Source organism: Rhodococcus sp. D-6 (assembly GCF_040256695.1).
In the GTDB taxonomy this organism is placed as follows: Bacteria; Actinomycetota; Actinomycetes; order Mycobacteriales; family Mycobacteriaceae; genus Rhodococcus; species Rhodococcus pyridinivorans.
Map to the genome: position 1 here is coordinate 2,145,444 of NZ_CP132970.1, position 24,053 is coordinate 2,169,496.

General features: G+C 68.4%; 24 protein-coding genes, 1 tRNA gene and 2 pseudogenes. 17 read left to right on the forward strand and 10 right to left on the reverse strand.

Features of this window, described 5'->3' with window-relative positions:
* Positions 1 to 47: 47 nt before the first annotated feature.
* Positions 48 to 1,190 carry a Nif3-like dinuclear metal center hexameric protein gene (locus RBB84_RS10085; RefSeq protein ID WP_197481771.1) on the reverse strand — a complete coding sequence of 381 codons (1,143 nt, stop codon included), beginning with the start codon at positions 1,188 to 1,190 and terminating at the stop codon, positions 48 to 50.
* 81 nt (positions 1,191 to 1,271) lie between these two features.
* Between RBB84_RS10085 and RBB84_RS10090 the strand changes: the two genes are divergently transcribed.
* Genes RBB84_RS10090 through RBB84_RS10105 form a run of 4 tightly spaced genes read left to right on the forward strand, consistent with a single transcriptional unit; the run spans position 1,272 to position 3,693 of the window.
* Positions 1,272 to 1,970, forward strand: coding sequence for an HAD hydrolase-like protein (locus RBB84_RS10090; protein ID WP_033097781.1), 699 nt, complete (start codon positions 1,272 to 1,274; stop codon positions 1,968 to 1,970).
* Positions 1,960 to 2,430 (forward strand): low molecular weight protein-tyrosine-phosphatase, encoded by a 471-nt coding sequence (locus RBB84_RS10095; RefSeq protein WP_033097780.1) that lies wholly within the window; start codon positions 1,960 to 1,962, stop codon positions 2,428 to 2,430. Before RBB84_RS10090 ends, RBB84_RS10095 begins: the two co-directional genes overlap by 11 nt.
* A 28-nt stretch (positions 2,431 to 2,458) precedes the next feature.
* A complete protein-coding gene (locus RBB84_RS10100) occupies positions 2,459 to 3,295 on the forward strand; it encodes an SURF1 family protein (protein ID WP_033097779.1) in 837 nt (278 codons plus the stop codon).
* Entirely contained in the window at positions 3,292 to 3,693 is a 402-nt protein-coding gene (locus RBB84_RS10105) for a DUF5655 domain-containing protein (RefSeq protein WP_006554434.1), read from the forward strand. The genes RBB84_RS10100 and RBB84_RS10105 overlap by 4 nt, the downstream gene beginning before the upstream one ends.
* 73 nt (positions 3,694 to 3,766) lie before the next feature.
* Here the strand turns inward: RBB84_RS10105 and RBB84_RS10110 are convergent.
* The 3 genes from RBB84_RS10110 to RBB84_RS10120 form a co-directional block, all read right to left on the reverse strand.
* A tRNA-Val gene (locus RBB84_RS10110) sits at positions 3,767 to 3,838 on the reverse strand.
* A 32-nt stretch (positions 3,839 to 3,870) separates the two neighbouring features.
* Positions 3,871 to 4,335, reverse strand: a complete 465-nt coding sequence (locus tag RBB84_RS10115; RefSeq protein WP_006554436.1) for a peroxiredoxin — start codon at positions 4,333 to 4,335, stop codon at positions 3,871 to 3,873.
* A gap of 31 nt (positions 4,336 to 4,366) precedes the next feature.
* Positions 4,367 to 4,789, reverse strand: a complete 423-nt coding sequence (locus tag RBB84_RS10120; protein ID WP_006554437.1) for a DUF3052 domain-containing protein — start codon at positions 4,787 to 4,789, stop codon at positions 4,367 to 4,369.
* A 325-nt stretch (positions 4,790 to 5,114) separates the two neighbouring features.
* Here RBB84_RS10120 and aceE point away from each other — a divergent pair, with 325 nt between their 5' ends.
* The 6 genes from aceE to RBB84_RS10150 all read left to right on the forward strand — a co-directional run bounded on the left by aceE (position 5,115) and on the right by RBB84_RS10150 (position 13,567).
* A complete protein-coding gene (gene aceE / locus RBB84_RS10125; protein WP_033097778.1) occupies positions 5,115 to 7,964 on the forward strand; it encodes a pyruvate dehydrogenase (acetyl-transferring), homodimeric type in 2,850 nt (949 codons plus the stop codon).
* Positions 7,965 to 8,030: 66 nt separating this feature from the next.
* Complete coding sequence (locus tag RBB84_RS10130) at positions 8,031 to 9,344, forward strand: helix-turn-helix domain-containing protein (RefSeq protein WP_006554439.1); 1,314 nt, start codon at positions 8,031 to 8,033, stop codon at positions 9,342 to 9,344.
* A gap of 128 nt (positions 9,345 to 9,472) precedes the next feature.
* A complete protein-coding gene (locus RBB84_RS10135) occupies positions 9,473 to 10,390 on the forward strand; it encodes an ACP S-malonyltransferase (RefSeq protein ID WP_024101330.1) in 918 nt (305 codons plus the stop codon).
* Positions 10,391 to 10,510: 120 nt separating this feature from the next.
* The gene (gene acpM, locus RBB84_RS10140; RefSeq protein WP_006554441.1) at positions 10,511 to 10,789 is read left to right on the forward strand and encodes a meromycolate extension acyl carrier protein AcpM; all 279 of its coding nucleotides are present in this window, start codon (positions 10,511 to 10,513) and stop codon (positions 10,787 to 10,789) included.
* Positions 10,786 to 12,042, forward strand: coding sequence for a KasA/KasB family beta-ketoacyl-ACP synthase (locus tag RBB84_RS10145; RefSeq protein WP_162836414.1), 1,257 nt, complete (start codon positions 10,786 to 10,788; stop codon positions 12,040 to 12,042). The genes acpM and RBB84_RS10145 overlap by 4 nt, the downstream gene beginning before the upstream one ends.
* Positions 12,043 to 12,133: 91 nt before the next feature.
* Positions 12,134 to 13,567 (forward strand): carboxyl transferase domain-containing protein, encoded by a 1,434-nt coding sequence (locus RBB84_RS10150; protein WP_033097776.1) that lies wholly within the window; start codon positions 12,134 to 12,136, stop codon positions 13,565 to 13,567.
* Positions 13,568 to 13,679: 112 nt separating this feature from the next.
* Here RBB84_RS10150 and RBB84_RS10155 read toward each other — a convergent pair whose 3' ends face one another.
* The 3 genes from RBB84_RS10155 to RBB84_RS10165 all read right to left on the reverse strand — a co-directional run bounded on the left by RBB84_RS10155 (position 13,680) and on the right by RBB84_RS10165 (position 16,302).
* Positions 13,680 to 14,186, reverse strand: a complete 507-nt coding sequence (locus RBB84_RS10155) for a DUF3145 domain-containing protein (RefSeq protein ID WP_006554444.1) — start codon at positions 14,184 to 14,186, stop codon at positions 13,680 to 13,682.
* Positions 14,187 to 14,309: 123 nt separating this feature from the next.
* Positions 14,310 to 15,122, reverse strand: a complete 813-nt coding sequence (locus RBB84_RS10160; protein ID WP_006554445.1) for a serine hydrolase domain-containing protein — start codon at positions 15,120 to 15,122, stop codon at positions 14,310 to 14,312.
* Between the two features lie 52 nt (positions 15,123 to 15,174).
* The gene (locus RBB84_RS10165) at positions 15,175 to 16,302 is read right to left on the reverse strand and encodes an NDMA-dependent alcohol dehydrogenase (protein WP_006554446.1); all 1,128 of its coding nucleotides are present in this window, start codon (positions 16,300 to 16,302) and stop codon (positions 15,175 to 15,177) included.
* Positions 16,303 to 16,469: 167 nt separating this feature from the next.
* On the opposite strand from RBB84_RS10165, the gene RBB84_RS10170 reads away from it, so the two are divergent.
* The 5 genes and pseudogenes from RBB84_RS10170 (at position 16,470) to RBB84_RS10190 (ending at position 20,512) form a co-directional block, all read left to right on the forward strand.
* Complete coding sequence (locus RBB84_RS10170; RefSeq protein WP_006554447.1) at positions 16,470 to 18,122, forward strand: MBL fold metallo-hydrolase; 1,653 nt, start codon at positions 16,470 to 16,472, stop codon at positions 18,120 to 18,122.
* 66 nt (positions 18,123 to 18,188) lie between these two features.
* Positions 18,189 to 18,395: pseudogene (locus tag RBB84_RS10175) on the forward strand (zinc ribbon domain-containing protein); the annotation flags it as partial.
* Positions 18,396 to 18,435: 40 nt separating this feature from the next.
* Positions 18,436 to 19,269, forward strand: a pseudogene (locus RBB84_RS10180) (thiolase family protein); the annotation flags it as partial.
* A gap of 204 nt (positions 19,270 to 19,473) precedes the next feature.
* Positions 19,474 to 20,304, forward strand: a complete 831-nt coding sequence (locus tag RBB84_RS10185) for an alpha/beta hydrolase-fold protein (protein WP_331712433.1) — start codon at positions 19,474 to 19,476, stop codon at positions 20,302 to 20,304.
* Positions 20,219 to 20,512: a hypothetical protein gene (locus RBB84_RS10190; RefSeq protein ID WP_350247449.1), complete on the forward strand. Its 294-nt coding sequence runs from the start codon at positions 20,219 to 20,221 to the stop codon at positions 20,510 to 20,512. The genes RBB84_RS10185 and RBB84_RS10190 overlap by 86 nt, the downstream gene beginning before the upstream one ends.
* Before the next feature lie 69 nt (positions 20,513 to 20,581).
* Here RBB84_RS10190 and RBB84_RS10195 read toward each other — a convergent pair whose 3' ends face one another.
* Complete coding sequence (locus tag RBB84_RS10195; protein ID WP_006554451.1) at positions 20,582 to 21,547, reverse strand: endonuclease/exonuclease/phosphatase family protein; 966 nt, start codon at positions 21,545 to 21,547, stop codon at positions 20,582 to 20,584.
* A gap of 40 nt (positions 21,548 to 21,587) precedes the next feature.
* Positions 21,588 to 22,553 carry a YafY family protein gene (locus tag RBB84_RS10200; RefSeq protein WP_033097775.1) on the reverse strand — a complete coding sequence of 322 codons (966 nt, stop codon included), beginning with the start codon at positions 22,551 to 22,553 and terminating at the stop codon, positions 21,588 to 21,590.
* Between the two features lie 61 nt (positions 22,554 to 22,614).
* On the opposite strand from RBB84_RS10200, the gene RBB84_RS10205 reads away from it, so the two are divergent.
* Complete coding sequence (locus RBB84_RS10205) at positions 22,615 to 23,187, forward strand: DinB family protein (protein WP_033097774.1); 573 nt, start codon at positions 22,615 to 22,617, stop codon at positions 23,185 to 23,187.
* Between the two features lies 1 nt (position 23,188).
* The gene (locus RBB84_RS10210; protein ID WP_006554454.1) at positions 23,189 to 23,626 is read left to right on the forward strand and encodes a VOC family protein; all 438 of its coding nucleotides are present in this window, start codon (positions 23,189 to 23,191) and stop codon (positions 23,624 to 23,626) included.
* Positions 23,627 to 23,638: 12 nt separating this feature from the next.
* Here RBB84_RS10210 and RBB84_RS10215 read toward each other — a convergent pair whose 3' ends face one another.
* On the reverse strand, positions 23,639 to 24,028 hold the full coding sequence (locus RBB84_RS10215) for a VOC family protein (RefSeq protein WP_006554455.1): 390 nt from the start codon (positions 24,026 to 24,028) through the stop codon (positions 23,639 to 23,641).
* Positions 24,029 to 24,053: the final 25 nt, after the last annotated feature.

The window sequence follows — 24,053 nt, forward strand, 5'->3', positions numbered from 1 at the left end:
GTCGGTGGACCGGGAGTCGGCGGCCACGCGGGACGTGTCGTAGCTGATTACCGTACCGCGCCCGCCGCGGTCGTCCAGGGATCGGTGCGCAACTCGCTGACCCGCGCCTGCCAGCCGTCCCGATCGGCGAACGCCCTATCGAGGACGTCGCGGGCCTGCGCGCACCACGGGTACTCGCTCGCCCAGTGCGCGACGTCCACCAGCGCGGGACCCCCGGCGCGCAGATGCTCGTCGGCGGGATGGTGCCGCAGGTCGGCGGTGACGTAGACGTCGACACCGTGCGCGGTGGCGAGCCCGAGGAAAGAATCACCGGATCCACCGCACACCGCCACGGTCCGCACCGGCCGGTCGGGGTCGCCCGCGCCGCGCACACCCCACTCGGTGGCGGGCAGAGCGGCGGCGACGTCGGCGGTGAACTCGCGCAGCGTGCGGGTCTGCGGCAGCTCCCCCACCCGGCCGAGCCCGCGATCGCTCGGCAGGTCGGCGAGCTCGATGATGTCGAAGGCCGGTTCCTCGTAGGGGTGCGCGTCGCGCAGGGCCGCGAGCACCGCCGCGCGCGACCGGCGCGGGGCGATGACCTCGATCCGGTCCTCGGGGACGCGTTCGAGGTCACCGACCGAGCCGATGGCCGGGTCCGCGCCGTCGACCGGGCGGAACTGGCCGGTGCCCGTGGTCGACCAGCAGCATTCGCGGTAGTTGCCGAGGGCACCCGCGCCCGCCGCGAACAGTCCCGCGCGCACCGTGTCGGCGGCGTCGGACGGCACCATGACGACCCACTTGTCGGTCGCGGGTTCGGGCTTGGCCTCGAGCGGTCGCAGGCCGGTCAGGCCCAGCGCTCCGGCGAGGGCGTCCGAGACTCCGGGGTTCGCGCGGTCGGCGTTGGTGTGCGCGGTGAACAGGGCGCAACCGCCGCGGATGAGGCGGTGGATCAGCGCACCCTTGGGGGTGTGCGCGCCCACCGTGTCCACTCCGCGCAGCAACAGCGGGTGGTGCACGAGCAGCAGTTGCGCACCCCACTCGAGCGCCTCGTCGACGACGGCCGCGGTCGCGTCGACGGCGAGCAGCACCTTGTGCACCGGCTCGTCGGGGTCGCCGGCGACGAGTCCCACCGAGTCCCAGCTCTCCGCCAGCGACGGCGGGTAGGCCGTCTCCAGAACGTCGATCACCTCACGCAGCGTCGCCGCCGTCACGTCCACCTCCAGCTGATCCGCTCTCTCCTACGCGCACGACCCTACGCGGCGGAAGACCGGACGAACGGGGAGAATGGCCCGGTGACCGTTCTCGCTGCCACCCAGCCGCTCGTGCTCCCCGCTCCCGTCGTCCTGTTCGATCTGGACGGCACGCTCACCGATTCCGCAACCGGGGTGATCAACGGGTTCCTCCACGCCGCCGAGACGACCGGTTTCGAGGCGCCCGACGGCGACCTGCAGTGGCTGCTCGGACCGCCCATGCGCGACACCCTGCAGAATCTCGGGCTCGACGAGGAGCAGGTCGCTGCGGGACTCGCGGCCTACCGGGACTACTACTCCGCGACCGGCTGGGCGGAGAACGCGGTCTTCGACGGCATCGAAGCGGTGCTCGATGCCGTGCGCGGGGCCGGGAGTCGCCTCGCGGTGGCGACGTCGAAGTCCCAGGCGTTCGCCGAGCGGATCCTCGACCACTTCGGTCTGACCGGATACTTCGAGTTCATCGGTGGTGCGAGCGACGACGGCGCCCGGCGGCACAAGTGGGAGGTCGTCGCGCACAGCCTCGCCGCTCTCGGGATCGATCCGCAGGATGCCGAAGCGGGCGGTACCACCGGTGTGGTGATGGTCGGCGACCGCGAGCACGACATCCACGGTGCAGGCCGGTTCGGCATCCCCACGGTCTTCGTCGAGTGGGGTTACGGGACCGAGACCGAGGGTCGTGCGGCGGCGCGGACGACCGCCTCGGTCGAGGAACTGCGGGAGGTACTCACGGGTGGACGCTGACGACCGCTTCCACGTGACCTTCGTGTGCACCGGCAACATCTGTCGGTCGCCGATGGCCGAGAAGATCTTCGCCGAGCACCTGCGGCGGGAGGGACTCGACGACCGGGTCCGGGTGAGCAGCGCCGGCACGCACGGCTGGCACGTCGGCTCCGAGGCGGATCCACGCACCGACGCGGTGCTGCAGCGGCACGGCTATCCCACCGGTCACCGCGCCGCCGAGCTCGGTGCCGAGCACCTGTCGGCCGACCTCGTCGTCGCCATGACCACCACCCACGAGCGGGCGCTGGCGCAGCTCGGTGTCCCGTCCGATCGCCGTGTGCTGCTGCGTTCGTTCGATCCCGACGCCGACGACGATTCCGTGCCCGATCCGTACTACGGCTCCCTCGACGAGTTCGAGCAGGTCCGCGAGCAGATCGAAGCCGCCGTTCCGGGCCTGCTCGAGCGGGTGCGGCAGCAGTGAGACGCACCTCACCGGCTACCGTGGATCTGTGCGCCGATTGACATTTCTCCTACGCCCCGGCTGGTTGGTCCTGGCACTGGTGGTCGTCGGCTTCGCCTACGCGTGCTTCACGGTCCTCGCGCCGTGGCAGCTCGGCAAGAACACGAACACCGAAGACCGCAACGGTCGCATCGCTGGGTCGATGGCACAGGATCCGGTTCCCGTCGGCGAACTGCTGGGCGGCGACGGTCCGACGATCGAGGACGAGTGGCGCCGGGTGCTGGCGCAGGGCTCCTATCTGCCCGAGTCGGACGTGCTCGTGCGGTTGCGCAACGTCGAGTCGCGGCCGGCCTACGAGGTGCTGACCCCGTTCGTCCTCGATTCCGGCGGAACGATCCTGGTCAACCGCGGGTACGTGCGGCCCGTGCGCGGCACCGAGATCCCCGAGATTCCAGCCGCGCCGTCCGGCACCGTCACCCTCGACGCCCGCATCCGGATGTCCGAGGGAACGGTCGAGGACAAGGCCCCCTTCGTCGACGACGGCTACCAGCAGGTGTACTTCATCGACGCCCCGCAGGTCGCGTCCGTCACGGGTCTCGATCTCGAGGACGTCTACCTGCAGCTCGACGCCGACCAGCCCGGCGGTCTCGGCGTGATCCCGCTCCCCCAGCTCGATTCGGGCCCCTACCTGTCCTACGGCCTGCAGTGGCTGGCGTTCGGGATCATGGCCCCGCTGGGTCTGGGTTACTTCGTGTGGGCCGAGCTGCGGGAACGTAGGAAGTCCAAGGGTTCGCAAGACGGTGGTGACGCAGCAGAGGCCCCGGCGGAAGCGGCACCGCGCACCGCGAGCGAGAAGCTCGCCGATCGATACGGCCGGCCGCGGTGACCGAGCCGACCACCCTGCCCCGATTCGAGGAGCTCCCGATGTACGCGACCGTCGACGACTACCTGGCCGACAAGGATCCGGCCGCCGTCGATGTGTTCCGGCACGTGCGCGCGATGATCCTCGACCTCGGCGGCGACGTCACCGAGCACGTCCACGCGTCGGAGATCTCCTGGTCGCGAGGCCGCCCGTTCGCGGCGGCGTTCGTCTACGCCTCGCGTCTCGAGGTGGCCCTGGATCTGCCGCGGCGCATCCACCACGCGACGCTGCGTGAGGCGTTCCCGAAGAAGGGGACAGTGACGACGCACCGGCTGAGCGTCTCGTCGGTCGACGAACTCGACGACCACTTCGTGGAGTTGCTGAACGTCGCCTACCGCACCGCGGCGGAACCGCGCGACTGACGTCTAGGGGATTTGTGTGGATCGGACCCCGCTAGACGGTGGCCGGATCCACCGGAATCGCTACATGTGATTGTGGGCGCGGAGGGTTTCGAACCCCCGACCGCTGGTGTGTAAAACCAGAGCTCTACCACTGAGCTACACGCCCGAAAGACGGCGGCAGGTGCCGCCGACTTCGCATCAGGACTTTAGCGCGGCGAGCGCTCTGGCCCAAGCTCCCTGGTCACGGGCCTCTCCGGGCTGGTTCTCCTCCGCGAACTGCACGATGCCGTCCTTGTCGATGACGAACGTGCCGCGGTTGGCGAAACCGAACTTCTCGTTGAACACACCGTAGGCCTGCGCGACCTCGCCGTGCGGCCAGAAGTCGGACAGCAGCGGGAAGGTGTAGCCCTGCTCGGCTGCCCAGATCTTGTGGCTCGGCGACGGGCCGACCGACACCGCGAGGATGGCGGTGTCGTCGTTCTCGAAGGTGGGCAGGTCGTCGCGGACGGCGCACAGCTCGCCCTGGCAGACGCCGGTGAAGGCGAGGGGGTAGAAGACCAGGAGCACGTTCTTGCTGCCCCGAAAGCTCGACAGCGTCACCTCCTGGTTGTTCTGGTCCTTGAGAGTGAAATCGGGGGCTTCGGCGCCCACGGCGATCGGCATGCGTATGGATCCTTACGTTCCGGGAGCCGGTTCAGCGGCGGGGACGGCCGGCCTTGGGCTGGACGAGGCGGCTGCCGATCCAGTCACCGAGGTTGGTGGCCGTGGTCTGGGTGAGGCCGGCTGTGGCGGCCGACTCGGCGATCTCGCTGGGCTCGACGTGATCGGGGCGCCCGGTCTTGGGGGTGAGCACCCACACGACGCCCTCGTCGGCGAGGGGGCCGATCGCGTCCATGAGGGCGTCGACCAGGTCGCCGTCGCTGTCGCGCCACCACAGCAGCACGACGTCGACGACCTCGTCGGAATCCTCGTCGAGCAGCTCGGTACCGGTGACCTCTTCGATCGCAGCTCTCAACTCGTCGTCGGTGTCCTCGTCCCAACCGAGTTCCTGCACCACGTGGTCGTGAGTGATACCGAGCTTGGAGACATAGTTCTTGGCATCCGCCGCGGCGACCACGGTGGCTCCTCCTAAGGGTTGTGGTGCGCGAATCGGATCCGCGTACCGGCGTGACGATCAATTGGTCAAAGCGAACATCGTTGCGGGCCTCAACGCAACCCGAATCGCTGGGAAAAGCGGGAGAATCTTTCCAGAGGGACCCATTGCACCGCCTCGCACGGTGTCCGTTCCGTCCTGTTGGCCGGGCCACGGCGTGATCCTTCGTCGCGGATGGGGGAAGATGAGGGGTGCATCATGTTCAGATGTCGATTGCGTCGGCTCCCACAAGAGCCGGCCGACGGAGAGGGCGCTCCACCTACGCGCCCACCACGATGAGGAGCAGACGTTGACAGACCTGATCCACGGATCCGACTCCCGAGAAGGCGCCGCACCGGGCGCGTCGGGACCGGATTCCTCGGCCAAGCCGGCATCGACCAAGGACAACCGTGTCCGGGTGATCCGCGAGGGTGTGGCCTCCTATCTGCCGGACATCGATCCGGCGGAGACCGAAGAGTGGCTCGAGTCGTTCGACGGGATGCTCGAGGCCGCGGGCCCCACCCGCGCGCGCTACCTGCTGCTGCGCATGCTCGAGCGTGCCAACGAGCGCAAGGTCTCCCTTCCCGCCCTGACCTCCACCGACTACGTCAACACCATCCCCACCGAGAGCGAACCGTGGTTCCCCGGTGACGAGGAGGTCGAGCGTCGCTTCCGCGCGTACATCCGGTGGAACGCGGCGATCATGGTCACCCGCGCGCAGCGCCCGGGTGTCGGCGTCGGTGGTCACATCTCCACCTACGCGTCGTCCGCCGCCCTGTACGAGGTCGGCTTCAACCACTTCTTCCGCGGCAAGGACCATCCCGGCGGCGGCGACCAGGTCTTCATCCAGGGCCACGCCTCCCCCGGTATCTACGCCCGAGCCTTCCTCGAGGGCCGCATCGGCACGGAGCAGCTCGACGGCTTCCGTCAGGAGCACAGCCACGCCTCGCTCGGCGGCGGCCTGCCCTCGTACCCGCACCCGCGCCTGCTCCCGACCTTCTGGGAGTTCCCGACCGTGTCCATGGGCCTGGGCCCGATGAACGCGATCTACCAGGCACGGTTCAATCACTACCTGCACGACCGGGGCATCAAGGACACCTCCGATCAGCACGTCTGGGCGTTCCTCGGCGACGGCGAGATGGACGAGCCGGAGTCGCGCGGTCTGGCGCACGTCGCGGCCACCGAGGGTCTCGACAACCTGACCTTCGTCGTCAACTGCAACCTGCAGCGTCTCGACGGCCCGGTGCGCGGCAACGGCAAGATCATCCAGGAGCTGGAGTCGTTCTTCCGCGGCTCCGGCTGGAACGTCATCAAGGTCGTGTGGGGCCGCGAGTGGGACGCCCTGCTGCACGCCGACAAGGACGGCGCACTGGTCAATCTCATGAACGCCACCCCCGACGGCGACTACCAGACCTACAAGGCCAACGACGGCGCGTTCGTGCGCGAGCACTTCTTCGGCCGCGACCCGCGGACGAAGGAACTGGTCAAGGACCTGTCCGACCAGCAGATCTGGAACCTCAAGCGCGGTGGCCACGACTACCGCAAGATCTACGCGGCCTACAAGGCGGCGATGGAGCACAAGGGTCAGCCGACGGTGATCCTCGCGCACACCATCAAGGGCTACACGCTCGGTAAGCACTTCGAGGGCCGCAACGCGACCCACCAGATGAAGAAGCTCACCCTCGAGGACCTCAAGTACTTCCGCGACATCCAGCGGATCCCGATCTCGGACGAAGAGCTCGAGAAGGATCCGAAGATGCCGCCGTACTACCACCCCGGCTTCGAGTCGCCCGAGATCCAGTACATGCTCGAGCGTCGCCGGGCCCTCGGCGGTTTCCTTCCGGAGCGCCGCACCACCGCGAAGCCGTTGGCGCTGCCCGCGGAGAAGACCTACGACGTCGTCCGCAAGGGTTCGGGCAAGCAGGAGGTCGCCACCACCATGGCGACGGTCCGTGTGCTCAAGGAACTGTTGCGCGACAAGGAGATCGGCAAGCGCATCGTGCCGATCATCCCGGACGAGGCCCGCACCTTCGGTATGGACTCGTGGTTCCCGTCGCTGAAGATCTACAACCGCAACGGTCAGCTGTACACCTCGGTCGACGCCGATCTGATGCTTGCCTACAAGGAGAGCGAAGTCGGGCAGATCCTGCACGAGGGCATCAACGAGGCCGGTTCGACGGCGTCGTTCACGGCGGTCGGGACGTCCTACGCAACGCAGGGCGAGCCGATGATCCCTGTGTACATCTTCTACTCGATGTTCGGTTTCCAGCGCACGGGCGACGGCCTGTGGGCGGCGGCCGACCAGATGGCACGCGGGTTCGCCCTCGGCGCGACGGCCGGTCGCACCACGCTGACCGGTGAGGGCCTGCAGCACGCCGACGGGCACTCGCTGCTGCTCGCGTCGACCAACCCGGCCGCGGTCACCTACGACCCGGCGTTCTCCTACGAGATCGCCCACATCTTCCGCGACGGTCTGCGGCGGATGTACGGCGGCACGGAGGGTGTCGACGGCTTCGGCGGTGAGGACGTCTTTTACTACATCACCATCTACAACGAGCCGTACTCGCAGCCGGCCGAGCCGGAGGATCTCGACGTCGAGGGCCTTCTCAAGGGCATCTACCTGTACAAGCGGGGACCGGAGTCGGGTCCGAAGGCGCAGATCCTGGTCTCGGGCGTGATGATGCCCGAGGCGCTGCGTGCGCAGAAGATGCTCGCCGACGAATGGGGAGTGTCCGCGGACGTCTGGTCCGTCACTTCGTGGGGCGAGCTGCGCCGCGACGGCGTCGAGTGCGACCGCCAGGCGCTGCTGAACCCCGGTGAGGAAGCCTCGGTGCCGTACGTCGCGTCGGTGCTCAACGACGCGGCGGGTCCGTTCGTCGCGGTGTCCGACTGGATGCGCGCGGTGCCCGATCAGATCCGCAAGTGGGTTCCGGGCGACTACACGGTGCTCGGCGCCGACGGCTTCGGCTTCTCCGACACCCGTGGCGCCGCCCGCCGCGTGTTCAACATCGACGCCGAGTCCACGGTGGTCGCGGTGCTCTCGGCACTCGGCCGCGAAGGCGCGATCGATCGTGAGAAGGCCGTCGAGGCGGCCCGCACCTACAAGATCGACGACGTGACGGCCGCCCCGGTCTCGATGGCGGATCCGGGCGTCGCCTGATCCGTCCGCCGGTCACGTCCGAGTGGCGTGACCGGCCGGGTCGCGGGCGCCGGGTACTTTCGTCCCATGGTCGACGAGCCGCAACCCCGCCGGACCGGGCAGGTACCGGGCGTTCACAGGGAACGCCCGGTACCGCCGTCCCGTCCCGAGCGGGCACCGCTGCCCGACGCGCTGCTCCGTCGGGTCAAGCAGTTCTCGGGGCGACTGTCCACCGAAGCGGTACACGTCATGCAGGAGCAGTTGCCCTTCTTCGCCGATCTCGACGCGTCGCAGCGGTCGACCGTGCAGCTGGTGATCCAGACGTCGGTGGTCGACTTCCTCGAGTGGGTGCGCAATCCCGACAGCGACCTGCGCTTCAGCCTCGACGCCTTCCAGATGATCCCGCAGGATCTCGCCCGGCGACTGACGCTGCGCCAGACGGTGGACATGGTCCGCGCGGCGATGGAGTTCTTCGAGCAGTGGCTGCCGGCCCTCGCCCGCAACGAGGAACAGCTCGTGGCGCTCACCGAGGCGATCCTGCGGTACGGGCGCGAGCTCGGTTTCGCTGCCGCGGCGGTGTACGCGGGGGCGGCCGAGTCGCGGGGCGCCTGGGACACGCGGCTCGAGGCCCTCGTCGTCGACGCCGTGGTGCGTGGGGACACCGGGCCCGACATGCAGTCGCGGGCCGCGACCCTCAACTGGGACGCGACCGCCCCGGCGACGGTGATAGTCGGTACTCCCCCGCCCGACCAGGGCGTCTCGGTGATCACCACCGTGCACACCGTCGCCCAGGAGCACGGTCGCGCGGCTCTCGCGGTGGTGCAGGGCGAACGCCTGGTGATGGTGGTCAGCGGTGAACTGCACGGGACGGTCGACGCGGCGGACTTCCGCTCCGAGTTGATGCGCGCGTTCTCCGACGATCCGGTGGTGATCGGTCCGACGACACCGACGCTGGCGACCGCACACGTCTCCGCCGTCGAAGCGCTCGCCGGCATGGAGGCGGTCGTGGGGTGGCCGGGGGCTCCCCGGCCGGTGCACGCCGCCGAGCTGTTGCCCGAACGTGCGCTGCTCGGTGATCCCGGCGCGATCGCCGCGCTCGAGGACTTCGTCGTCGCCCCGCTCGCAGCCGCCGGGCCGTCCCTCGCGGACACGCTGGACGCATACCTCGACAGTGGGGGCGCTGTCGAGACTTGCGCCCGGAAGCTGTTTGTTCATCCAAATACCGTGCGGTATCGATTGAAGCGGATCACAGAAGTAACGGGTCGGGATCCCACAAATCCTCGCGATGCGTACGTGCTTCGAATCGCTGCCACGGTAGGCCGCCTGGCACGAAGCCATAACGAATTGAGATCGCCTGCACCACCTGTCACACGATTCACAATTCGCGAATCGGACACGTAACGTCCCCGGCCTTTCCACCGATAGCGAGCACCGACGTGCAGATTTGTGGGAACCCTACAAATCGAGGGGCAACCTTTCATCGCTACCGACATCTCGCAGGCACCCGTTCGCGGTGTTCCCTGGTGATCGTGATTTCGCTGCTTGCCCCCGGCCAGGGGTCTCAGACACCCGGAATGCTCGCCCCGTGGCTCGAGCAGTCCGGAGCGCGCGACCGGATCGACCGGTGGTCGCAGACGGCGGGACTCGATCTCGCGCGTCTCGGCACCACTGCCACCGCCGAGGAGATCACCGACACCGCGGTGACCCAGCCGCTCGTGGTGGCCTCCGCCCTGCTCGCCTTCGAGGATCTCGACCGTCGCGGCCTCGTGCCCGCCGACACGATCGTCGCCGGCCACTCCGTCGGCGAACTCGCAGCGGCCGCCATCGCGGGTGTCATCAGCGCCGACGACGCCGTCGCCCTCGCCGCCGTCCGCGGAGCCGAGATGGCCCGCGCCTGCGCCCTCGAACCCACCGGAATGTCCGCCGTCCTCGGCGGCGCCGAGGACGAGGTGCTCGCGCGCCTCGCCGAGTTGGATCTGGCCCCCGCAAACATGAATGCGGCCGGTCAGATCGTCGCAGCCGGGCGCCTGAGTGCGCTCGAGGAACTCGCTGCGAACCCGCCCGAGAAGGCCCGCGTCCGCGCCCTGCCGGTCGCCGGTGCCTTCCACACCCGATTCATGGCACCCGCCCAGGACGCCGTGGCTGCCGCCGCGGCGAAGATCACACCATCGGATCCGACGCACACGCTGCTGTCGAACTACGACGGCAAGCCCGTCACCTCCGGAGCCGACGCCCTCGAACGTCTCGCAGCTCAGGTCACCCGGCCCGTCCGGTGGGACCTGTGCACCGCCTACCTGCGCGCGGCGCAGGTGAGCCGGATCGTCGAGCTTCCCCCCGCCGGCACGCTGGTGGGCATCGCCAAGCGCGAGATGCGCGGCACGCCCACCGTCGCCCTCAAGACCCCCGCGGAGATCTCCGCTCTGGCCGAAAGTCTTCAACTCGGTTAGGTTGCTGCGCGCGCCGTCGCACAGCACGGGCACCTCACCGGGACCTCCCCGGACCCCCGACCGGAAACATCCGGCCGGTTTCGAACGACATAGTCGACAGATCGAGAAGGGAGCCACATCGTGGCCGCCACCCAGGAAGAAATCATCGCCGGTCTCGCGGAGATCATCGAAGAGGTCACCGGCATCGAGCCCTCCGAGGTGACCGTCGACAAGTCCTTCGTCGACGACCTCGACATCGACTCGCTGTCCATGGTCGAGATCGCCGTCCAGACCGAGGACAAGTACGGCGTGAAGATCCCTGACGAGGATCTCGCCGGTCTGCGCACCGTCGGTGACGCCGTGAACTACATCCAGAAGCTCGAGGCCGCAGGCGTTCAGGCCACGAACGACAACGAATGAGTTCTGCTGTGACCTCCCCTTCTCCTCGGGCACTCCGCAACGTCGTCGTCACCAGCCTCGCGGCTACGACGTCGATCGCCGGCGACGTGGACGCCACCTGGAAAGCACTGCTGGCCGGTGAGAGCGGGATCGGCACCATCGACGGCGGATTCGTCGACGAGTTCGACCTCCCGGTGCGCATCGGCGGAACCCTGAAGGTCAGCCCCGACGAGGGACTGTCCCGGGTGGAACTCCGTCGCATGAGCTTCGTCGAGCGCCTCGCGCTCACCCTCGGGCGCACCGTCTGGCAGAACGCCGGCAGCCCCGAGGTCGACCAGGACCGTCTCGGTGTGGTCATCGGTACGGGCCTCGGTGGCGGCGAGTCGCTCATCGACGCCGTCGACAAGCTCCGTGCCGGCGGCTACCGCAAGGTCTCGCCCTTCGCGGTGCAGATGATCATGCCGAACGGACCGTCGGCCACCGTCGGGCTCGAACTCGGTGCTCGCGCAGGGGTCATCACCCCGGTCTCGGCGTGCTCGTCCGGATCCGAGGCGATCGCCAACGCGTTCCGCATGATCGCCTTCGGCGACGCCGACATCGTCGTCACCGGTGGTGTCGAGGGTCAGCTGGACGCGGTCGCCACCGCGGGCTTCGCGATGATGCGGGCGCTGAGCACCCGCAACGAGGACCCGAAGGGCGCCTCGCGTCCGTTCGACAAGGACCGCGACGGTTTCGTCTTCGGCGAGGCCGGCGCACTGATGGTCCTCGAGAGCGAGGAGCACGCCAAGGCACGCGGAGCGACCATCCACGCTCGTATCCTCGGCGCCGGCATCACCTCCGACGGTTACCACATCGTCGCCCCCGATCCGGAAGGTACGGGAGCGGCTCGGGCCATGCGGCGAGCGATCGAGACCGCCGGGCTCACCAAGGCCGACATCGGGCACGTCAACGCGCACGCGACGGCCACCCCGATCGGCGACGTGGCCGAAGCCAAGGCCATCAACGCGGCCGTGGGCAACCACGCCGCGATCTACGCCCCCAAGTCCGCGCTCGGTCATTCGATCGGTGCGGTGGGTGCACTCGAAGCAGTACTCACGGTCCTGGCTCTGCGTGACGGGGTCATCCCGCCCACGCTGAATCTCGAGAACCAGGATCCAGAGATCGATCTCGACGTGGTCAAGGGCGAACCACGTTCCGGCCGGATCGATTTCGCGCTGAACAACTCGTTCGGTTTCGGTGGGCACAACGTGGCGCTCGCATTCGGTCGCGCCTGACCGTCGACGCCGCTGCGCCCCATGCGGTGGAGGCTCCACCCGGAGCCTCCACCGCAGCCCACCACCACCGCGTCTGCCCGAGGAGCACCCGATGACCATCCTGGATCCAGCCACCCTGCGTGAGACGACGGTGGACCCGAGAGATCCGTTGGCCCGTCTCGAGAAACTGTTCGACCCGGGCAGCCTGGAACTGCTGCACACCCGCGACAAGTCGGGCGTCCTCGCCGCCGTCGGCGAGGTCGACGGCATCCGCACCGTCGCATACTGCTCCGATGCCACCGTCATGGGCGGAGCCATGGGCGTCGAGGGATGCAAGCACATCGTCTCCGCCATCGACCACGCCATCGACCACGAGATCCCCGTGGTCGGCATCTTCCACTCCGGTGGCGCGCGTCTGGCCGAGGGCGTCGAAGCCCTCCACGCCGTCGGCCTGGTCTTCGAGGCCATGGTCCGCGCGTCCGGTCTGATCCCCCAGATCTCCGTCGTTCTCGGCTTCGCGGCCGGCGGTGCCGCCTACGGCCCGGCCCTGACCGACATCGTCATCATGGCCCCCGAGGGCCGTGTCTTCGTCACCGGACCGGACGTGGTCCGCAGCGTCACCGGTGAGCAGGTCGACATGGAGTCGCTCGGCGGCCCCGACACGCACACCAAGAAGTCCGGTGTCGCGCACATCGCCGCGCACGACGAGGCCGACGCCCTGCACCGGGCCCGCCGCCTGGTGTCGATGCTGGCCGATCAGGGCGAATTCGACGTCGTCGCAGCGACACTCGGCGACACCGACCTGCGGGCGCTGATGCCCGCGTCGCCGCGACGCGCATACGACGTGCGGCCGATCGTCCACCAGTTGCTCGACAACGTCGACGGCGAGTCCTCCTTCGAGGAACTGCAGGCCGGCTGGGCCCGCAGCATCGTCACCGGCTTCGGCCGTCTCGGCGGCCGCACGGTCGGGGTCATCGCCAACAACCCGCTGCGCCTCGGCGGCTGCCTCAACTCCGAGAGCGCCGAGAAGTCAGCGCGTTTCGTGCGGATGTGCAACGCCTTCGGTGTTCCGCTCGTCGTCATCGTCGACGTTCCTGGTTACCTTCCCGGTGTGAGCCAGGAGTGGGAGGGTGTCGTGCGACGCGGCGCCAAGTTGCTCCACGCGTTCGCCGAGGCGAAGGTTCCCCGTGTCACGCTGGTGACGCGCAAGATCTACGGCGGCGCGTACATCGCGATGAACTCCCGGGCGCTCGGGGCCACCGCCGTCTACGCGTGGCCGGAGTCCGAGGTGGCCGTGATGGGCGCGAAGGCCGCTGTGGGCATCCTCCACAAGAAGGCCCTCGCCGCGGCTCCCGAGGAAGAGCGTGAGGCGCTGCACGACCGTCTCGCCGCCGAACACGAGGCGATCGCCGGTGGCGTCGGTCGTGCGATGGCCATCGGTGTGGTCGACGAGATGATCGATCCCGCCACCACGCGCAGCACCCTGGCCGCCGCGCTCGCCGCCGCACCCGCGGTTCGCGGACGGCACAAGAATATTCCGCTCTGATCCGGACACAGCACGAGAACACCGGCACCGCTCCTCGGAGCGGTGCCGGTGTTCTCGTATCAGGAAGATGTGGGGTGCGTTCCGGTCGCGTCGCCGGGGCGGCGGACCGCGGTCAGCCGACGTCCCGGCGGAGCCACGTCACCTGAGCGCCTTCGTCGCCGCTGCGGTACGGCTCGAGCTCTTCGTCCCATGCCGTTCCGAGGGCGCGGTGCAGTTCGCTCGTGACATCGGCGGAGGACAGCATGGCGCGCAGACGCATCTCTCCGACGACGATGTCGCCGTTGGCGCTGGTGCACCCGCGCCACAGACCCAGTCGGGGGGCGTAGCTGAAACGTTCGCCGTCGACGCCCTCGCTGGGATTCTCGGTGATCTCGAAGCGGAGCATCGGCCACGACCGCAGCACGTCGGCCAGTCGCGCGGCCGTGCCCACGGGCCCGACCCAGTCGACGCAGGTGCGCAGCAGCCCCGGTGCGGCGGGCTGGCCCGTCCACGAGAGATCGGGCCGGCAGTCGAGGATGTCGGCCAGTGCCCATTCGATGTGCGGGCACACCGCCGCCGGTGAGGAGTGGACATAGATCACCCCCGCCGTGGCATCCGCGAATTGGTTGGATGCGCGCATACATTCACCTCCGGTTCGACCAGGACGTCTTCCCCAACGACCTTCGTCGACCAAGGCTTCTCCATGCAGGCTGCGTACAAGTGTGCCCGTGTGGCGTGTGTTTCGCCAGCGAACCAGAGAGGTTCATGTGAATTCGGTGATGATCGCGTCTCCGAGGGCAGGCCAGAGCGGTTTGGCCCAGTCTCCGAACGCACGATCAGTAAGTACCACAGCGGCGACGGAAATTTCGGGATCTACCCAAATGAATGTGCCCGATTGACCGAAATGACCGAAAGTACGCGGTGAATTACCGGTGGCGGTCCAATGCGGATTCTTCTCACCGCGGATCTCGAATCCGAGGCCCCAGTCGTTGGGCTTGAACATCCCGTAACCGGGCACGAGTCCGTTCAGACCCGGAAACTGCACGCTGGTCGCCTCGGTGAGGGTTTCGCGCGAGACCAGCACGGGGTCGAGCAGCTCGCGCGCGAACAACGCGAGATCGGCGACCGACGACTGCGCCCCGTGACCCGCCGGCCCCGGCAGGGACGAGGACGGCATGCCGAGCGGCTCGAAGACCGCTTGCCGGAGGTATTCCGGGAACTCGATACCGGTTTCCGTCTCGACGAGTTCGGCAAGCACTTCGAAGCCCGCACTCGAGTAGATCCGCTTCCGTTCGGGTTCGGTCTGCACGGTGCGCTCACCGAACGCCAGACCGGAGGCGTGGGCGAGCAGGTGGCGCACCGTCGACCCCGCGGGGCCCGCGGGCTGGTCGAGCTCGATCGCGCCCTCCTCGACGGCCACCAGCGCGGCGTACGCCACGAGCGGCTTCGTCACGGATGCGAGTGGGAAGACCTCGTCGAGGTCTCCCCTGGACGCGACCGTTCCGCCGTCGCGGGTCACCACCGCGGCGGCGGAACGGTCGACAGGCCAGTCGCTGAGCAGATCGAGGCTGTGCACGCGATCAGCCTACGAGACGCCCCGGCGGCGCGGGGTCACCGGTCGGTACCGGTCACCAGTCGGCTTCGGTGTAGCGGATGACGCCGCGGATGTTCCTGCCCTCGAGCATGTCCCGGTATCCGTCGTTGATCTGCTCGAGGGTGTAGGTACGCGTGACCATGTCGGCCAGGTTCAGTTGACCGGACTTGTACAGGTCGAGCAGGTTGGGGATGTCGACGCGCGCGTTGCAGCCACCGAAGATGTTGCCCTTGAGGTCCTTCTGCAGCATCGAGAGCAGGAACGAGTTGAGCTTGACGTCCATGTCGGACATGTAGCCCATCGCCGTGACGACGCACCGGCCGCCCTTGGCCGTGAGTGTCAGTGCCGGATCGACCAGCTCGCCCTTCATCTCGCCCACGGTGATGATCGTCGAGTGGCACATGCGGCCCCACGTGATCTCCATGATGGGCACGATGGCCTCCTCGATGGAGGCGTAGGTGTGGGTGGCACCGAACTTGAGCGCCTGCTCCCGCTTCCACGGCTCCGGGTCGATCGCGAACACGTGGCGCGCACCCGAGGCGACGGCGCCCTGCAGAGCGCTCATGCCGACACCGCCGACGCCGATGATGGCGACCGAGTCGCCGGCCCTGACCTCGGCGATGTTCGTCGCCGAACCCCAGCCGGTGGGCACGCCGCAGCCGACCAGCGCCGCGAGCTCGAAGGGTACGTCCTTGTCGATCTTGACGACCTGGCTCTGGTTGACCGTCATGTACGGCGAGAAGGTGCCGAGGAGGCACATCGCGATCACGTTCTCGCCGCGGGCCTGAATGCGGTAGGTGCCGTCGGAGATCGCCTGGCCGCCGAGCAGTCCCGCCCCGAGGTCGCACAGATTCGAGTGCCCCGAGGAACAGGACGGACACCGTCCGCACGCAGGGATGAAGGACAGCACGACGTGGTCGCCCACCTCGAGACCCACCACACCCTCACCGACCTTGGTGATCACGCCCGAGCCCTCGTGACCACCCATGGCGGGGAAGGACGGCATCGGGGTTGCGCCCGTGACGATGTGATGGTCGGAATGGCACATGCCGGCGGCTTCCATGCGGATCTGCACTTCGCCCGCGACGGGATCGCCGAGGTCGATCTCCTCGACGGACCACGGTTCGTCGATGCCCCACAGCACTGCACCCTTGGTCTTCATCTGGCTCGCCCTCCATCGCATTGCCGGTTGTGCACGTGACGATAGCCACAATCGCACAGAATTGGAACAGGTTCTACATGCTTTCCCGGTCCGGTGGGACACCCGCGCTCGATACGGTGAGAGGCAGTCCCGCGGGTCACCACCGCCCGAGCGTCCGAGGAGATGCCGTGTCCGACAATCCGGAACTCACTTTCCACGGGGCGGCGAGAACCGTCACCGGTTCGTGCGCGACGGTCGAACTCGGCGACGCGCGGATCCTGATCGACTGCGGACTGTTCCAGGGCTCCCGCAGCCTCGAGAACCTGAACGTCGCAGAGTTCGCGTTCCCCCCGGAGTCGGTCGACGCCGTGATCCTCACCCACGCCCACATCGACCATTGCGGCCTGCTCCCCAAGCTCGTCGCCCGCGGCTTCGACGGCCCGATCTTCTGCACGGCCCCCACAGCGGAATTGCTCTCGTTCATGCTTGCCGACTCGGCTCGCATCCAGGAGTTCGAGGCCCAGCGCCGCAATCGGCGACGCGACCGCGCGAACCGCGCCGAATTCCACCCGATCTACACCGAGGAGGACGCCCGGCTCGCCGCCTCACGCGCCCGGCCGATACCGCTCGAGGAGTGGTTCGAACCGGCGCCCGGTTTCCGGGTCCGCCTGTGGAATGCCGGACACATCCTGGGATCGGCCTCGGCGGAGATCGAGGCCGGCGGTGTGCGGATGTTGTTCTCGGGGGATCTGGGGCCGGAACAGAAGGCCTTCCACGCCGATCCGGAAGGTCCGACCGGACTCGACTACGTCGTCTGCGAATCCACCTACGGGGACCGCTCACGCCCTCGACTCACGATCGCCGAGCGCCGCGACCTCCTCGCCCGGGAGGTGAACGAGGCACTCGGGCGGGGCGGCAACCTGATCGTGCCGTCGTTCGCGCTCGAACGCACCCAGGAGTTGTTGCTCGACATCGGATATCTGCTCGATGACGAGCGTATTCCGGGGGTGCCGGTCTTCGTCGACTCCCCGCTGGCGATCCGCGCGACCGACGTCTTCGCCGCACATGCCGGAGAACTCGAGGATCTCGACGGCCGGAACGTCTTCCGCCATCCGGGCATCCGGTACACCACCGAGGCCGAGGAATCGATGCGGATCGACAGCTACGATCGCGCGATCATCATCGCGGCCTCCGGGATGTGCGAGGCGGGACGGGTTCGGCACCACCTGCGGAACAACCTCGCCCGCCCCGACTCGACGGTGCTCTTCGTCGGCTATCAGGCGCAAGGCACGCTCGGCAGGGTGATCCTCGAGGGTGCCTCGAAGGTCCGGATCTCGGGTGAGGACATCGATGTCCGGGCACGGATCCGGCGGATCGACAGCTACTCCGCACACGCCGATCGCGGCGAGTTGGTGCAATGGGTCGGGCAACGCGCGCCGATCTCCGGTGCAGTCTTCCTCGACCACGGAGAACCCGATGCGCTCGCCGCCTTCACGGCGGCGCTGCACGACCTCGATGCCGGACTGAACGTGGTCGTCCCGGAGATCGGCGCCCGATACCGGCTCGTGGCGGGCGGTCCGCCCGAGCACATCGCCACGGTCGCACCCCCGGCGCCGGTGCACGTCGGCCGCGACTGGCAGAACGAGTACGCCGAGTTCGCTACCGGTCTGCGCGACCAGCTGCTCGAGATCGACGACCCGCGCACCCGGGAGCGCGCGATCGCTGCGATGCGGAAGGTGCTCGACGAATACCGCACGGGTGCCCAGACCCCGGAGGAGCACCGGCGCCACTCGAGGCCGGGCCGGCGCAAGCCTCCGCCCCGCCGGAGGCGCCGTTTCTGAGCGTGATCCTCATGTTCGACCGCGGCGAGGGCCGCCGCATCGGCATCGGACAACGGAGGACGAACCATGACGACGAAGGCGCTCGCGCCCGACGTATCCACGTGGCCGGCAGAGAACCCGCAGCTCATCGGCAGCCGCTGCGACGACTGCTCCGCGACCACATGGCCCACCCAGCCGCGTTGCCCCCCCCGGTGCAGCGGGGCAAACTTCTCGGAGCTGCTGCTGCCGCGTCGCGGCACGCTCGTGGCATGGACCACGCAGGGCTTCGTGCCGATCTGATCCGCACACATCCCATCGAGGAGTTCCCGACATCGTGAACGACGTTGCCATCATCGGGGTGGGCCTTCACCCGTTCGGTAGATTCGGCGCCAACCGGCATTCCCTTCACCAACGTGTTCAACACGTGCGCGACGTCCGCTTCACCGCCGATCCCGCCATGCTCGGTCTGCCCGCCTGGTACGCCGAGAACGGACAGTTCGTCACCACCAAGTTCTTCGGCATGAAGGCGAACCGCTACGCCATCGACCACAACATCTCGCACAAGACGCTCGCACGGGTCGCGGCGAAGAACTACCGCAACGGCGGCCTCAACCCGAATGCCTTCCGCCGCACGGAGTTCAACATCGACGACATTCTGTCGTCGCCGATGCTCAACTACCCGCTCACGGCGAAGATGTTCTGCGCGCCGGACGAGGCTGCCGCAGCGGTGATCATGTGCCGCGGCGATCTGGTGTCGAAGCACACTACCGAAACGCCGGTCTACCTGCGCTCCAACGCGATTCGCACGCGCGCCTACGGCGCGTACGAGGTCCGTGTGACGTGGGCGTCGGTCGAGGAGGACGTCTCCCCCACCGTCTACGCAGCCAAGGCCGCCTTCGAGGGCGTCGGCACCAGCCCCGAGGGCGTCGGCATCGGCCCCGAGGGCGTCGAGGGAGCCACCGCGATCGGCGGATCCCTCCCTGCGAACACCGACGGGTGGTCTCATCGTCAACGGTGAACCCGTCGACGTCTCCGGCATCCGCCAGGTCCACGAACTGGTGTTGCAGCTGCGCGGTCCGGCCGGCGAGCGGCAGATTCCGGGCGAGCCGAAGGTGGGCCTCGCCCAAGTCCACGGTGCCCCGGCACCGCAGCCGCATCGATCCTGTCACTCCGAGCACCACGTAACCGCACGAAAGTTCGGTCGCCGCACGAGATCCCAAGTGCGGTGGCCGAACTCGTCCCAGGGACACCGCGAGGCCGGAATCACAGCGCCCCGAGGCACTTTTCGCAACCGGAGGAAGGTACTGTCCAGCTCAGCGAGTCGAACGCGGGGGACGACTCTCGGCATCACTTCGAGTCGAGGCGTTCATCCGTGCGTCGATCCGTCGTGTCCCGTCGTGGCTTCCGCAGCCTTGCGGTCGGTCTCGCAGGCCTCTCGTCGCTCGTGTTCGGCACCGCCACCGCGCACGCCGATCCCGAGCAACCCGACGCCGAGCCCGCCACCGCCTACGTCGAGGGCGTCGACGAGGTGACCGACCAGCACTGGACGGTCCGCGTCTATTCCCCGGCCGTGGATACCGTGATCCCCCTGGACGTCCTGCGTCCGGCCGATCCGAGCGAGCCGCGGCCGGTCGTCTACGCTCTCGGCGGCGCGGGTGTCGGGGTGATCGACGGCACCGGGTGGATGGAGAGCAGCGACATCGCCGAGTTCTTCTCGGACAAGAATGTCAACGTGGTCATCCCCGCCACCGGCAACTTCAGCTACTTCACCGACTGGGATCTCGACGATCCGGTTCTCGGTCGCAACCGGTGGCAGACCTTCCTCCTCGAGGAACTGCCGCCCGTCGTCGACGAACTGCTCGACGCCGACGGCAAGCAGTCGATCATCGGGATGTCCATGAGTGCCGGCTCCGCGCTGGACCTCGCGATCCGGAGCGGCGACCTGTACTCCGGCGTCGCATCCCTCAGCGGATGCGTGCGCACCAGTGATCCGGTCGGTCAGCTGTACGTGAGGCTCGTCGTCGAGCGCCGCGGCAAGGGCGACGTCGAGAGCATGTGGGGTCCGGCCGACGGGTCCGCGCTGGGCCGAGCACGACGTCTACCTCAATGCGGAAGGCTTGCGCGGCAAGGCCTTGTACCTGTCGAGCCGCAACGGTCTGCCCGGCACGTACGACGTCCCCGGTCAGGAACGCGCGGCGGGTGAATCGTTCGCCACGCAGATCGTCGCAGGCGGAGCGATCGAGGCCGCCACGAATGCCTGCACGCACCAGCTGGTGGACCGGCTCGAAGCGCTCGACATCCCGGTCACGGCCGAACTCGATGCCGACGGAACGCATTCGTGGGGTTACTGGGAGGACGACCCGCGCAAGGCGTGGCCGATCCTCGCCGAGTCGATGGGCGCTGAGGCCTGATCGCGAGGCTTCGCTCGCGGGGGGCCTGATCCCGAGGCGTCACTCGCCGGGGGGCCTGATCCCGAGGCGTCACTCGCCGGGGTCCAACCGGATCCGGGCGACCACCGAACGGTGATCCGCCCTGGGAAGGTCGTCGGAGTCGAACGCGACGGCCGTCCCGTTCCCGACGAGGATGTGATCGATCGCCACCAGCGGCGGGCCGGGTTTGTCGGTCGGATAGGTACGCACCGCCCCCGCTCCCGCCTGCTCCGCGGCATCGGCGAAACGCCCCGAGAGCAACGCGCGGAACTGCGCATGGTCGTAGGTGGCGTTGAAATCGCCACCCACGACTGCGGGGACGTCGGCCGGAGATCGATCGAGGATGTCCTGCAACCGTGACAGTTCGGCAGCCCAGTCCTGCGCGTCGAACACCGGTGGGACCGGGTGGAACGCGTGGACCGCGACCGGTCCCGCTCCCGGTACGTCCGCGAGCGCAGAGAGTTGACGGAAGACGAATCCGTCGTGTTCGACGGTGTCCGACAGCGGAAATCGGCTCCAGATCCCCGTTCCCGACGCCAACTCTCCGGGGACGAGATACCGATGGGGTAACAGCTCGTCGAGACCGGCACGGGTGAGTCCATCGACCCCCGCAGAGGTGAGTTCGTTCACCGTGAGCAGGTCGACGTCGCGGTCCCGGACCCGGGACACGACGACCTCGGGATCGGCACCCCTGTCGAACAGAATGTTCGCGTGCATCACGGTGATATCGGGACCCGCACCGGCCGCAGCCGTCGCGACGTGGAGAGGCGCCTGGGTCCAGACCGCAGTCGCAGCAATCGCACCCGCAACGAGGGCCCCGAATAGGCGTCGACGGACGGCAAAGGCGATCAGCCCGATCACCGCACCGGCCATCAGATACGACGCGCCGGACGCTGCGAGCACCAAGGGTTGGGCCGACCACCTACCGAAGTGGAGCGCGAGACCGACCGCGCCTGTCGCGGTTGCCGTCCACCCGAGAACGTCCGATCCGAGCCGGAGCCACTTCGCCGTCACCACGCCACACAACCATGCCGCAGGTCGCGTGCGCGAGGACCCGTCACCGATCGGAGCGGGAGGCGATCGCGGCGAGGTGCGTCGCGAGCCGGTCCGCGGCCGCCCGAAGTTCCGGTGGCTCGAGGACGACCGCCTCGAAACCCATTCGCGCGACGTGCATCACGACCCAGTCCGGGTCGTCCGCGCCGACGACGAGCACGCACCACCCGTCCTCGTCGTCCTCGACCCGCCCGACCTGCGGCGGCACCATGTCGCGCACCTGGCCGGCGTCCGCCCGCAGGCGGATCCGCGCGATGTACCGGTAGGGCGACTCCGTCACGGACCGCTGGACGTACGACACCGGATCGGGATGCTGCCGCGGCCGGAACCGCCAGGTCGTGAGGGACACGTCGCGCATCCGGTCGAGCCGGAAGGTGCGCCAGTCGTCGCGATCGACGTCCCATGCCATGAGGTACCAGCGCTGTCCGGCAGCGACCATCCGCACCGGTTCGACGGTGCGCTCGTCGTCCGCCTCCTGCCGGGTGGTGTACCGGAACCGCACACGGGTCGCGTCGCGGCACGCGCGGGCCAACGCCAGCAGCGTGTCGGCGTCGATCTCGGTGCCCGCGCCGACGACGGTCTCGGTGGCCCCGTAGATCGCCCGCACCTCCGCGCGCAGACGCGGCGGCATCACCTGATCGAGCTTTGCCAGTGCGCGCAGGGCCGCCTCGGCGGCACCGGCGATGGTGCTGCCCGACGCCAGTCGCAGCGACACCGCCGTGGCGATCGCTTCGTCGTCGTGCAGGAGCAGCGGCGGCAGTCTCGTGCCGGCACCGAGCTGATAACCACCGCCGACACCGGGGGTCGCGCGGACGGGATAGCCGAGGGCGCGCAACCGATCGACGTCGCGGCGCACCGAGCGATCGGTCACGCCGAGTTCCGCAGCCAGTTCGTCAGCGGTCCACGAGGGGCGACTCTGCAACAGCGCAAGCACCCTCAGAACCCGTTCGGTGGTCGACTCGACGGTCACACGACGATAGTCGCACGGATCACGGACCGAAGCTGTCCGGAATATGCGCCAACCTGGTGCCATGACAGAACTCGACTGGAACCACCTACTGCGACAGCAACTCGACTATCCGGTTCGCCGTCGCCTCGACGGCCTCACCGACGACGAATACTTCTTCGAGCCCGCACTCGACTGCTGGAGTGTTCGGCCGCGCGGGACGGGCACCGCTCCCCTACTGGGAGGCGCCGGGGCGATGACCATCGATTTCGCGGTCCCCGAACCGGATCCGCCGCCCATCACGACCATTGCGTGGCGGCTCGGGCATGTGATCGCCGGCGTGCTGGCGATGCGCAACGCGAGCCATTTCGGACGCACAGCCACCGACTACATGTCGTTCGAGTACGCAGCGACCGCGGACGAGGCCCTCGCCCAGCTCGATGCCGAACTCGCCACGTGGATTGCGGGCGTCGAGTCCCTCGGGGAAGACGGACTCGCCCGACCGTGCGGTGAAGCCGAAGGACCGTACGCCGAGTACCCGATGGGCGCGCTGGTCCTGCACATCCACCGCGAACTCATCCATCATCTTTCCGAGGTCTGTCTTCTGAGGGACCACTACCTGCACACCCATACCCGCGCCCGACAGGAGGCGAGCTGACATGGCCCGCGACATCCAGATCACGTTCGACTGCGCCGATCCCGCGGCTCTCGCGGACTTCTGGGCGGACGCCCTCGGCTACGAACTCCAGAAGCCGCCCGGCAATTTCGTGTCGTGGGACGACGCGCTCGACGCGATGGGGGTGCCACTCGAACGACGCAACGACGCGTCGGGCATCGTCGACCCGGACGAGGCAGGGCCCCGGCTGTTCTTCCAGAAGGTGCCCGAGGGCAAGCAGGCCAAGAACCGGATGCATCTGGACGTGCGTGCCGCGCCCGGACTCGACGGCGCCGAGCGCATGGCTGCCCTGGAAGCCGAGGCCGAACGGCTCGTCGCACGCGGGGCCACGCGCCTGGAGCGTCACGACCCGGCGCCGCCGTTCGGGGCCGGCCACATCGTCATGGCCGACCCCGAGGGCAACGAATTCTGCCTCGACTGAGACTTCGCATGGTCAGGCCGGTTCCGAGACCCAGTGGACGAGTTGCCAGATGATCCCGTTCGGATCGGCGAACTGGCAGTACCGTTCACCCCACGGCTCGGTCTCCGGCTTGGTCACGACCGTCGCACCGGCTTCCGCGATGCGCGCGAACTCGGTGTCGACGTCGTCGACGACGAAGGCGATGAGCATGCCCTGACCGGCCGGGCCGGCGACGGATTCCGGCTTGAAGGTCGACAGCCCGGTACGCAGGAACACGATGTTGAATCCTGCGTCCGGGTGAGTCAACGAGACGAATCCGTCCGCCGACATCTCCTCGGTGAAACCGAAGTGCCGGATCGCGAAATCTGCCGATGCGGCAGTGTCGGCGACGTTGAGCGACAGTGCTGTGGACTTGATTTTCATAGGACCTCCCCCAGAGCAGAAACCT